We start from the raw sequence: 10366 nt of genomic DNA on the forward strand, positions 1-10366 counted from the left end.
CCCGAAGGCCGCCCTGTCATAGCCAATGTGGAGGCGAAAGGCCAGCGTTGTAAGCGCCATGTCGGGTTGATTATTCTGCAATGCGGGCTGTTTGCGCCAAACTCTGGACAAAGTCAATGCTTGTGTTGCGCTGCAGCGCCCTGCAAACCCTGCATTTGCGAGCAAAAAACGGGACGGCATTGAATTGTTGCCGTCCCGTGAAATCTTACGAGCGTTTGCACGCTCTATATAAAAGAGTGATCAGATCGCCTTTGCGATCAGCTCCTTAAGGTCCGCATCCGGGCGCGCACCCATATGCGAAATCACTTCTGCCGCGCAGATCGCGCCAAGCTGACCACAAATCTCAAGGGTATGACCCTGCGTGTAGCCAAACAGGAAACCCGAAGCAAACAGATCACCGGCACCGGTGGTATCGACCACTTTGGCGACCGGCTCGGCGCTGATTTCGTAAAGTTCGTCCTGGCTTACGATAACGGCACCCTTTTCACTGCGGGTCAGGGCCGCGACACGGCAATGCTTGCGGACTTCGGCCAGCGCTTCTTCAAAGGTCTCGACTTCGTAAAGCGACTTGATCTCGTCTTCGTTGGCAAACAACACGTCGATATGGTCATCGACCAGTTCGCGGAAGGATTCGCGATGGCGATCAACGCAGAAAGAGTCAGACAAGCTGATCGAAACCTGACGGCCAGCATCATGGGCGACCTTGGCTGCCTTGATGAAGGCGTCCTTGGCTTCGGGGCGATCCCAGAGATAACCCTCCATATAGGTGACCTTGGCGGATTTGATCAGATCTTCGTCAATGTCATCCGGGCCAAGCTCTGTGCAGGCGCCAAGGAAGGTGTTCATGGTGCGGTGACCATCCGGGGTGACAAAGATCAGGCAGCGCGCCGTCGGCGAACCTTCGGTGGCAGCTGCCGTGTCGAATGCGACACCAATCGCGCGGATATCGTGGCGGAAAACCTGACCAAGCTGATCATCGCGGACCTTGCCGATATAGGCACCCTTGCCGCCAAGGGCTGCGATGCCTGCCATGGTGTTGCCAGCTGAACCGCCTGACATTTCAAGGCCCGGACCCATCTGGTCATACAGCGCATCTGCCTTGTCGGCATCAATCAGGGTCATGGCGTTTTTGACAAGGTCTAGGCGCACAAGGTCTTCTTCCTTGCAATGGGCAAGGACATCAACGATGGCGTTGCCGATCCCAACGACGTCGAATTTGGTGTCGTTCATGTAGTAATTTCCTGCGGTTAGTCGGTGTGAACGGCACCGTGATATTCCCGGTAAGCCGTGCGGCGAGGGAGACAGCACAAGGCCGTGCTCGATTGCCTTCTATATGGTCTGTTGCGGAGTATAGGGAATGCATTGTGCGGTGCAAGCCTTGCAACTGTTTCGTCCCCGGTCGTTTAACCGGTCATTAACCTCCGGAAAAACTACAAAAGATGTTTTTTGGAGCGTTGATCAACGAAATTCGATCCCAAAGCGATTTGAAAGTGAAACCATGGGTCGAGGAAATCACTTCTGAACTCGCCCACCCAAAAACCACCCGCCGCAAAGCCGCAGAAATCAACGGTTCGCGCTTTATTCAGTTTTTTCGAAGATAAGGGCGCGCATGGGGCCGGAAAAGTGGCCAAAAATACCACAACAAGCAAATTTACATGATGTTGAAGAGCCAGTTTCGGCATTTCGCAGCAGGGCAGAGTTCGAGACAAACCGTTTTGTCTTGAAATAGATATAAATGTAGTCATCTATATATACGTAAATAGACAATAATACTTGTGTCTATATTGGGAAAATAGCAGTTTAAGCGTGCGGGAGCATCGTCGGAACGCCATGATGGGCATCCCGGAAAAGGGAGGTGTTCCGGGATGAATCAGGGGATTTTGCGGGGACGTCGGCGACTACTTATCGGGGAAAAGCGGGATCGGATCGTTGTTTTCTCGTGGTTCCGTGCTGTCCTCGGAGGTCAGGTTCGCAGCATCGCCGTCGGATTTGCCATTGGCGTTCTGGGGGGCCGTATTGTGGGTTAGGCGATCCCGCAATTCTTCGATCACGGCTTCGATCCGGGCGCGATGAAGCGGGTCATCACAACGTTTGACGAATTGTTCAAACGCACCAAGGGCCATATGGTCCTGATCAAGGCGGGCATAAAGCGCACCAAGCTGGTGCCAGAGGCCTTCATGTTCCGGATCAATCAGCAGACTGTGCTCGATAACACGGGTTGCGAGCTCCAATTCACCGGCGCGAAGGGCCCGTACCTTTATGTTGTTTTGAAGTCGCAACAAAATATCGATGTCGGATGATGGCTTGTAGTGTTCCGGGGCCAATTCGGCATCCAGCCCACTGAAAGACTTCAGCAGTTCGCGTAATTCCGCTGGACCAAGGCTGATTGCGCCATGGAACGGGTCGATCATCTTGCGTTTGCCATTGGCCTGAACACGCAGCAGAAAGTGACCGGGAAAATCAATTCCGGTTACGGCAATGCCACAACGTCGTGCCGCGTGGATATACAGCATGCCAAGCGCAACCGGCAGGCCGCGCTTGCGCTCAATCACCTGCATCAGGTCGGCATTTGCCAGGTCGTCGTAGTTTTCCGCATCCCCCTGAAAACCATTGCGTTCGGCAATCACGGTTTGCAGGGCGCGAACAACCTGATCAATGGTTGGTTCGGCTTCCTTGTCATCGACCGGAAGCGGCTGATTGCCGCCATCAACTGCCAGATCGGGTTGCAGGGTAAGCCCCGCCAACTCGGACCGGACCTGATCGGCCAGATCGTCAAGGATGGCAAGAAACGGCACGATATCGCGCTTGTGGGTTCCATTCGACTGATTGAGGCGGGCAAAATGCAGGGCTGCCTCGGCCACGCTGGCATCAGGCTTTTTGCCCTTGCCATAATCGACAAGCCATTGGCGATCCGCATCGGTCGGTGCTGTTATGTGGCTGACGCTGCTGATGGTTCAGGTTCCTTGTCGGATGGCGTCGTCTTTCAGACGGATGTGACTGACAACCCGTTTGACATAACTGGTGTCCCGGGCATGTGAAATCACGCGATTGCGTTCAAGTTCGTCCTGCGCGATCCCCATAAGATGAACTGTCCCGTTTACGGTCTCGACGCTGTAATTGATCGCGAACACATCGCCATCAAACATCAGTGCGGTTTTGATCTTGGTGGTGATCAAAAGATCACTCGCATTATCTACGAAGGTCATGCCCTCGCCGATCTCGATCTCGTTATGAACGCTTTTGACCCCATTAACCTGCCAGCTTAATCGCACGGCTTCAAGCTGATCGCTGACAGTCGGCACTTGGCCTGCCAAAAGAACTTCGCCTTCAACCACTTCGATTTCGATATCCAGAAACAGCTTTTCGTCCTGTGCCAGAAACTTCTGCCATATCTGGGCGGTGATCGCTGTATCACTGACCGCGCCGTTCAGACCGCGCTCCTGAAACGCTGCAACGCCCGCGGTTGCGCCGGCCCCGACCACAACGGATGCAGGCGTGCATCCCGCAAGCGGTATCAGGCAAATAGCGCTCAGCAAAAGTGCTTTGGCGATGCCAAGTGGCCGATTGACCATTATTGTTGGTGACATATACGGATGTCTCGTCCAGTTCCCCCAGTCTTCAGGGTCCATACTGGAGCGCGGGGGTTAAAGAGTTTTAAAATCCGGGCCGCTTTATCAGTAAAAATGCATTTTTCTGCAAATTGGGCGTCAGGCTCGATGGCCGGTGGCACCCTCAATGGGTTTTGCTGGTGAGCAATTCCGCCCAGCGTCCCGGTGACACGCCGTAAGTCTGGCGGAAATGGCGGTTGAAATGGCTTTGATCGGCAAAGCCCGTTTCGGCCGCGATACCGGCAAGCGGCTGGCCCAGCGCCATCATCGCACGTGCCTTTTGCAGGCGGCGCATCATCAAATAGCGATAGGGTGTTGTCCCGAACCGTGCACGGAAATGGCGGATCAGACGAAAACGGTCCATATCGGCTACCTGTTCAAGCTCGTCAGACTGCACCGGGCGGTCAAAGTTGTCTTTAAGAAAGGCGCGCACCTGATCCATGCTTTGACTGGCGTTAAAGCGCGGGCGTTTCAGCGGTGCCTTGGCGTGCAATGACAGGCGTTGGGCAATATCGCCAACAAACTGGTCACGCAAAAGCGGATCCATGTCGCATTCAAGTTCACCCAATGCAGACGCCATGATCGACCACAAAACCGGGTCCTGAATAACCGGTTCGCTGACAAAGGGCAGGGGGTCGCTTTCATGATCAAGGCCCGATCGCAACAAGGCCGGTTCAAGATAAAGCATGCGATATTGCAAGCCATCATCCGTACCCGCCCCGCCGTCATGCAGCTCGTCAGGATGCAGGATGATGATATTACCCGGATTGCTGGCGCGAAATTCCCCGCGATAGTTAAAGGTCTGAATGCCTTGCAGGGTGATGCCAAGCGCATAGGTATCGTGGCGATGCGGGGTGAACATGTTGCCATAAAAAAGGGCTTCGATCCGCTCGATCCCCGGTGCGGTCGGTGCAGCGACGAAGCGTTCACGTTTTTTGCACAAACGTTCAATACCGCGATCATCAGGCTGGTCTATTGCTTCTTTCATTACCGGATTACCCGACCGACTGGAGTAAGTAGATGTTTGATACGAAAGTTGCCCTGATTTTGCGCAATGACCTTGAAGCTTGGCAATCCTTGAATGTCACGGCGTTTCTGATGAGCGGCATTGTCGCCCAGACCCCAGATATTATCGGGGAGCCCTATATTGATGCAAACCAGAACGTCTATAACCCGCTATCACGGCAGCCCGCCATCGTTCTGGCGGCTGACCGTGACACCATCGCCAAAATCCATCAGCGGGCGTTAAACCGCGGTGTCCGAATGTCTGCCTATATCGAGGACATGTTTGCCACCGGCCATGACGGCGCCAATCGCGATGTGTTTGCCAAGGCTGATCCGCAAAACGCGAAGTTTGTCGGCATTGGCATTCACGCTGACAAACGCAGTGTCGATAAAATCACCAAGGGTGCGAAGATGCATCCCTGAGCCCGGATGGCAGGTTTTGCTGCCTAAGAAACCTGCCACGCATTTCCGAGATGGGTGATCCGGCCCCATTTGCCGGCAATCATCAGATCAAGCCGCAGGTCGCCCGCATGGCCGATTGTGCCCGCATAGGCTTCAAGTGCGCGGGCGATGCGGATTTGTTGTCTGGGTGTGACGGCGTGAAGGGCGGTTTCATGATCAGCGCGGTTTTTGACCTCAATGGCGATCAGGACATTTCCGCGTCTGGCGATGATGTCAATCTCACCGGCAGGGCTTTTATGGCGGGTGGCGAGAATGCGATAGCCCTTCAGGCGCAGCCAGAATTGACAAAGCTTTTCCGCCCGGCGTCCGGCCTTTTCCGCCCGCTTGCGGCTTGATGTGTCATCAGGCAAGGGACGGGATCGGGTCATGGTCAGTTCGGGTCCGATTTGGCCAGTTCAAGGGCACGATTATAAAGGTCGCGCTTCTTGAGGCCGGTTTCCCTGGCAAGGATATCAGCCGCCTCCTTGGTGCGGTGGGTCTTGATCAGCTCGCTTAGGCGCGCGTCAATATCCTCGGCACTGGGTTCTGCTGCGCTGGCATCGGCGGGGCCGACAATCACCACGATCTCGCCCTTTGGTGCGCCCGCCTCGTCATAATGGGCGGCAAGATCGGCCAGCGTGCCGTTGCGGACTTCTTCAAACATCTTGGTGAGTTCGCGGGTCACCGCGGCTTCGCGCGTGCCACCGAGCATTTCGGCCATATCTTTCAGGCTTGCCGCCAGTCGTTTGGGGCTTTCAAGAAAGATCAGGCTGCCCGGGATCGGGGCAAATCGGGCGAGTTCCTTTTTGCGCGCCATCGATTTGGGCGGCAGGAAACCAGCATAAAAGAAGTGATCGCTTGGCAGACCGGACAGGATCAGGGCGACAATAGGCGATGCCGCACCCGGTGCTGCGGTGACGTTAAAGCCTTCTTCCTTGCAATCGCGTACCAGCTTATAGCCCGGATCATTGATCAACGGCGTGCCTGCATCGGAAATCAGTGCCAGTCCCTGACCCTTGCCAAGGCGGTCCATGATTTCGGGGCGCATCTTTGCCGCGTTATGTTCGTGATAGGCGATTCGCTTGGTTTTCACGCCATAGCGCAACAGCAATTTGCCCGATGTTCGGGTGTCTTCGCACAGGATGACATCGGCGCGTTTGAGGATTTCGAGCGCCCTGAACGTAATATCGCCCAAATTTCCGATTGGAGTAGCAACCAGATAAAGACCAGATGAAAGCGGCAAATGGCTTTCATCATGTTTACTTGCATCCTCGCCCGCATTACCCTGCGGTCGAAACGACTTATCTGGAGGTGAGAGTGGGTTGTCCGAAACGTCATCCGTCAAAGAACCGGATGCAGAAAGAGGCGCTGCCGTGTCAGGCGTTGTCAGATCGGGATCGGTTTTCGGATCTTTTTCCGGCTTGGGGCCGGATCGTGCGCCGGACGGCATCTGTGGTTGTCCTCTCTTTCGGGCTAAGCGCATGTAATGCGACCACGAGTATCACGGACCTGTTCGGATCGCAACGTGACGGAGCCCCGGTTGAAAGTACCAATCAGCCCGGGACGAACACCGTCGATCCCACCAGCGCCCCGGATCAGGGACTGATCCCGGATGCCAACCCATGGCCCAGCGAAGCCGCCCTGCCAGAAGGTGAGGGTGCGGAACTTCCGATGCTGTTCAATGATGAAGCTGCTGTCTTTGAAAAGCGGGTTGCCTTGTTGCTTCCGCTGTCTGGTCAGCACGGGGATCTGGGGCGTGCCATGCGTCACGCCGCAGAGCTTGCCATGTTTGATATTGCCGGTGATGACTTTGTTTTGATGCCAATTGATACCGCCGGGACTTATCAGGGCGGGCAAAATGCCGCGCGCGAGGCGGTTGAAGCCGGTGCGAAGATGATCCTGGGGCCGCTATTTGCCGAATCGGTCAGTGGTGCCAGCGAAGTTGCCAAGTCGGCCAATGTGCCGGTGGTGGCCTTTTCCAACAATCGCCGGGTGGCTGAAAGCGGTGTCTGGGTCAATGGCCTGATCCCGGAAGACCAGATTGCCCGTGCGGCTGGTTATGCCACAACGCAAGGGCGTTATCGTTTCGCAGCCCTTCTGCCACAAAACGACTATGGCCGTCAGATCGCCAGCGGACTGAATAGCGTTGTTTCGCGCGTTGGCGGCAATCTTGGTCGCGTGGCGTTTTATCAGCCCGGCTCGGAAAACCTGCAGCAAACCATTCGTGACTTTGCCAATTACGACGCAAGGCGCGCGAACTTGCGGGCGCACAAGGCACAGCTTGAAGCCGATGGCAGTGCCGGATCAAAACGCGCGCTGCGCCGCCTTGAAGGTGTTGATACTTTTGGCGAGCTTGATTTTGATGCCCTGATCCTGCCCGCGACCGGTGGGGAATTGCGTCAGGTTTCCTCGCTTCTGGCCTATTACGATATTGATCCGTCGGTCGTGCAGTTTATCGGCACGTTTGGCTGGAACGATCCGGCCCTGTTTTCGGAACCGGCCCTTCAGGGCGGGATTTTTGCCGCCCCCAATCCGGAAAACTGGGAACTGTTTGCGTCGCGCTTTGAACGCACATTTGGTAGTCAACCGCCAAGGATCTCAAGCCTTGCCTATGACAGTACGGCCTTGGCCGCGTTGATGGCGCGCGATGGAAATAATATGAGCCAGGAAACCCTGACCAATCCGGGCGGGTTTGTCGGTGTGGATGGTATTTTCCGCCTGACCCCGGACGGCCAGTCTGAGCGCGGCTATGCCATCATGCAAATCGAGCCCGATGGCGCAAAGGTGATTGCACCAGCCCCGGCAAGCTTTGATCTGGTTTTCTGATCAGGGAAACTGAACCCGCGTAAATCTTCCAGACGCCTGCCGAATTATGACTCGGCAGGCGTTTTGTCTTTGTAGTTGCAAAGATCATTGACGATGCAGTCTCCACAGCGTGGCTTGCGCGCCTTGCAGATATACCGCCCATGCAGGATCAGCCAGTGATGGGCATGGGTCATGAAGCGCGGCGGGACTTTTTTGAGCAACGCCTTTTCAACGGCCAGAACTGTTTTGCCATTGGCCATACCGGTCCGGTTGCCCAGCCGGAAGATATGGGTATCGACCGCCATGGTATGCTCACCCCAGGCGATATTGCGCACCACATTGGCTGTTTTGCGCCCGACACCGGGCAGTGCTTCGAGTGCTTCCTGATCGTTGGGTACGATCCCGCCATGTTTTTCAACAAGGATCTTGGCTGCGGCCATGACATTCTTGGCCTTGCCGCGATAAAGCCCGATGGTCTTGATATGCTCGATCAAGGCCTCTTCGCCAAGGTCGAGCATATCCTGCGGGGTTTCAACGATCTGAAACAGCTTTTTGGTCGCCTTGTTCACCCCGACATCGGTGGCTTGCGCCGAAAGCGCAACCGCGACCAGAAGGGTGTAGGGATTGGTGTAGTCGAGCTCCCCCTTTGGTTCCGGGTCGGCATCGGAAAGACGCTGGAAAAACTCTTCGATGGCGGCTTTGTTCATCGGGCGGGCCATGGACTGATATCTCTTTATTATTTATCGATATTTGGGACGGCGGTTGATGTTAATGCCTGTCGTCTGATCCGATCTCTTCTTTGCAAACTATATAAACTGTGAGGGTTGAAAAATCGAATTTTGATTGCAGCCGCCCGGTGCCCGGGCGCACAATCAAGCATTCAGTAACAGGTAATTCAAATGCCAAACGTGCCGCGTTCAGCAAAACCGATCTTTCGGGTGGATCTGTTTCCGCCGCGGTCGCTGTCGCGCCGTGCGGCGCGAAATATTGTACTGTTTCTGGCAGGTCTGATCACGACCATCGGCTTTATTTTCTGGTCTGTGGGGGCGTGGCCGGTGATCGGGTTTCTGGGGCTGGATGTTGTCTTGCTGTCATTGGCGTTTTATTTCAGCTTCCGCTCTGCCCGGCAGGAAGAGCGGATTGAGCTTGCCCACGGTAATCTCAGGGTGACGCGGATTTCGGTGCGCGGCGAACGTCAGGAGTTTGATTTCCAGCCCTATTGGCTACGTGTCGTTTTGGAACGGGGCGAGGATGAACAGGCCACCCTTTTCCTGCGCACACATGGCAAAAGTCTGGAAATTGCACGTTTTCTGGGCCCAGATGAAAAGGAGAGCCTGGCGATCAAGCTTGAGGCTGTGTTGCGTCAGACCCGTTGTAATCCCGCCGATATTCCGATCTGAGTGCGCTGGTCTGAATGTTTTGCAACCCGGTTATGAAACAAATTGAAAGCCGGGTTTTGCGCCTCCAAAACCGATGATTTCCCACGATTTTGCCAGTTTAAAGGGGTTATTGCCGTGGTGATCGGGTGAAAATTGCGGTTGGAAGGCAAAAAACAGCCAAGATTCCCCACTTTGACCGCTTGCGACTTTGTGGCGACTTTCATATATAGGTTCGCGGGGTAACGAAGAGCCCCCAGAAAAATTACGTGTATTACAACCATTGGTCCCAGGAGGTCCTGCGCGGCGCTTCAGTTCGGAGGCTGCGGGACGGACCGGCCGCTAAAAGAGGAACTTACTATGGGTAAGATTATTGGTATCGACCTTGGCACCACCAACTCCTGCGTAGCAGTCATGGACGGCAAAGAAGGCCGCGTGATTGAAAACAGCGAAGGTGCCCGTACTACTCCGTCAATGGTCGCTTTCACCGATGATGGTGAACGCCTTGTCGGTCAGCCGGCGAAACGCCAGGCAGTCACCAACCCGGAAAACACCCTGTTTGCCATCAAGCGTCTGATCGGCCGTCGTTATGGCGACCCGGAAGTCGAAAAAGACAAAGATCTTGTCCCGTACAAAATCATCTCGGGCGAGAACGGCGATGCTTGGGTTGAAGTCAATGGCGACAAAATGGCGCCGAGCCAGATCGCAGCCATGGTGCTTCAGAAAATGAAGGAAACCGCCGAAGGTCACCTTGGCGAAGAAGTTACCGAAGCCGTGATTACCGTTCCGGCATACTTCAACGACTCCCAGCGCCAGGCGACGAAAGACGCCGGCAAGATTGCTGGTCTTGAAGTCAAACGTATCATTAACGAGCCGACCGCAGCAGCACTTGCGTATGGTCTGGACAAGAAAGACGGCGGCACCGTGGTCGTTTATGACCTTGGTGGCGGTACCTTTGACGTGTCGGTTCTGGAAATCGGCGATGGTGTTTTCGAAGTTAAATCGACCAACGGTGATACCTTCCTTGGTGGTGAAGACTTCGACAAACAGATCATTGATTACCTTGCTGACGAGTTCAAAAAGGAACAGCAGATCGACCTGCGCAAGGACCGTCTGGCCCTGCAGCGTCTG

The 10366-nt window shown here is 55.1% G+C and carries 12 protein-coding genes; 4 read left to right on the forward strand and 8 right to left on the reverse strand.

The features are described 5' to 3' along the window. The 5 genes from B2R48_RS01780 to B2R48_RS01800 all read right to left on the reverse strand — a co-directional run. On the reverse strand, nucleotides 1–180 hold a 180-nt coding region (locus tag B2R48_RS01780), incomplete at its 3' end, for a hypothetical protein (protein ID WP_296997076.1). 60 nt (nucleotides 181–240) lie between these two features. Then, complete coding sequence (locus tag B2R48_RS01785; RefSeq protein ID WP_213474931.1) at nucleotides 241–1230, reverse strand: adenosine kinase; 990 nt, start codon at nucleotides 1228–1230, stop codon at nucleotides 241–243. A gap of 668 nt (nucleotides 1231–1898) precedes the next feature. Then, the gene (locus B2R48_RS01790) at nucleotides 1899–2861 is read right to left on the reverse strand and encodes a SirB1 family protein (protein ID WP_296997079.1); all 963 of its coding nucleotides are present in this window, start codon (nucleotides 2859–2861) and stop codon (nucleotides 1899–1901) included. A gap of 93 nt (nucleotides 2862–2954) precedes the next feature. Further along, nucleotides 2955–3587 (reverse strand): BON domain-containing protein, encoded by a 633-nt coding sequence (locus B2R48_RS01795; RefSeq protein ID WP_232310695.1) that lies wholly within the window; start codon nucleotides 3585–3587, stop codon nucleotides 2955–2957. A gap of 145 nt (nucleotides 3588–3732) precedes the next feature. Beyond that, on the reverse strand, nucleotides 3733–4596 hold the full coding sequence (locus B2R48_RS01800) for an AraC family transcriptional regulator (protein WP_296997086.1): 864 nt from the start codon (nucleotides 4594–4596) through the stop codon (nucleotides 3733–3735). A gap of 32 nt (nucleotides 4597–4628) precedes the next feature. Between B2R48_RS01800 and B2R48_RS01805 the strand changes: the two genes are divergently transcribed. Continuing rightward, nucleotides 4629–5036: a DUF2000 family protein gene (locus tag B2R48_RS01805; protein ID WP_296997088.1), complete on the forward strand. Its 408-nt coding sequence runs from the start codon at nucleotides 4629–4631 to the stop codon at nucleotides 5034–5036. A gap of 23 nt (nucleotides 5037–5059) precedes the next feature. On the opposite strand, the gene B2R48_RS01810 is transcribed toward B2R48_RS01805, so the two are convergent. Together B2R48_RS01810 and rsmI are read right to left on the reverse strand one after the other, a co-directional pair. Continuing rightward, the gene (locus B2R48_RS01810) at nucleotides 5060–5443 is read right to left on the reverse strand and encodes a YraN family protein (RefSeq protein ID WP_296997091.1); all 384 of its coding nucleotides are present in this window, start codon (nucleotides 5441–5443) and stop codon (nucleotides 5060–5062) included. Nucleotides 5444–5445: 2 nt separating this feature from the next. After that, complete coding sequence (rsmI, locus tag B2R48_RS01815) at nucleotides 5446–6504, reverse strand: 16S rRNA (cytidine(1402)-2'-O)-methyltransferase (protein ID WP_296997095.1); 1059 nt, start codon at nucleotides 6502–6504, stop codon at nucleotides 5446–5448. A 2-nt stretch (nucleotides 6505–6506) separates the two neighbouring features. On the opposite strand from rsmI, the gene B2R48_RS01820 reads away from it, so the two are divergent. Continuing rightward, nucleotides 6507–7880, forward strand: a complete 1374-nt coding sequence (locus B2R48_RS01820) for a penicillin-binding protein activator (protein WP_232310694.1) — start codon at nucleotides 6507–6509, stop codon at nucleotides 7878–7880. 44 nt (nucleotides 7881–7924) lie between these two features. Here the strand turns inward: B2R48_RS01820 and nth are convergent, their stop codons facing one another. Further along, nucleotides 7925–8566 (reverse strand): endonuclease III, encoded by a 642-nt coding sequence (gene nth / locus B2R48_RS01825; RefSeq protein WP_296997097.1) that lies wholly within the window; start codon nucleotides 8564–8566, stop codon nucleotides 7925–7927. Nucleotides 8567–8758: 192 nt separating this feature from the next. Here nth and B2R48_RS01830 point away from each other — a divergent pair, with 192 nt between their 5' ends. Together B2R48_RS01830 and B2R48_RS01835 are read left to right on the forward strand one after the other, a co-directional pair. Continuing rightward, nucleotides 8759–9259 (forward strand): DUF2244 domain-containing protein, encoded by a 501-nt coding sequence (locus B2R48_RS01830; RefSeq protein WP_213474945.1) that lies wholly within the window; start codon nucleotides 8759–8761, stop codon nucleotides 9257–9259. 336 nt (nucleotides 9260–9595) lie between these two features. Next, on the forward strand, nucleotides 9596–10366 hold a 771-nt coding region (locus B2R48_RS01835; protein ID WP_296997096.1), incomplete at its 3' end, for an Hsp70 family protein.

It is taken from the genome of Thalassospira sp. UBA848 (assembly GCF_002295455.1).
Classification (GTDB): domain Bacteria; phylum Pseudomonadota; class Alphaproteobacteria; order Rhodospirillales; family Thalassospiraceae; genus Thalassospira.

What these genes read in the sequence shown, in the direction of transcription:
- B2R48_RS01785 (WP_213474931.1), bottom strand. Translation starts at nt 1,230, where the DNA reads ATGAACGACACCAAATTCGACGTCGTTGGGATCGGCAACGCCATCGTT.
- B2R48_RS01810 (WP_296997091.1), bottom strand. Translation starts at nt 5,443, where the DNA reads ATGACCCGATCCCGTCCCTTGCCTGATGACACATCAAGCCGCAAGCGG.
- B2R48_RS01830 (WP_213474945.1), top strand. Translation starts at nt 8,759, where the DNA reads ATGCCAAACGTGCCGCGTTCAGCAAAACCGATCTTTCGGGTGGATCTG.
- nth (WP_296997097.1), bottom strand. Translation starts at nt 8,566, where the DNA reads ATGAACAAAGCCGCCATCGAAGAGTTTTTCCAGCGTCTTTCCGATGCC.
- B2R48_RS01800 (WP_296997086.1), bottom strand. Translation starts at nt 4,596, where the DNA reads ATGAAAGAAGCAATAGACCAGCCTGATGATCGCGGTATTGAACGTTTG.
- B2R48_RS01805 (WP_296997088.1), top strand. Translation starts at nt 4,629, where the DNA reads ATGTTTGATACGAAAGTTGCCCTGATTTTGCGCAATGACCTTGAAGCT.
- B2R48_RS01795 (WP_232310695.1), bottom strand. Translation starts at nt 3,587, where the DNA reads ATGTCACCAACAATAATGGTCAATCGGCCACTTGGCATCGCCAAAGCA.
- rsmI (WP_296997095.1), bottom strand. Translation starts at nt 6,504, where the DNA reads ATGCCGTCCGGCGCACGATCCGGCCCCAAGCCGGAAAAAGATCCGAAA.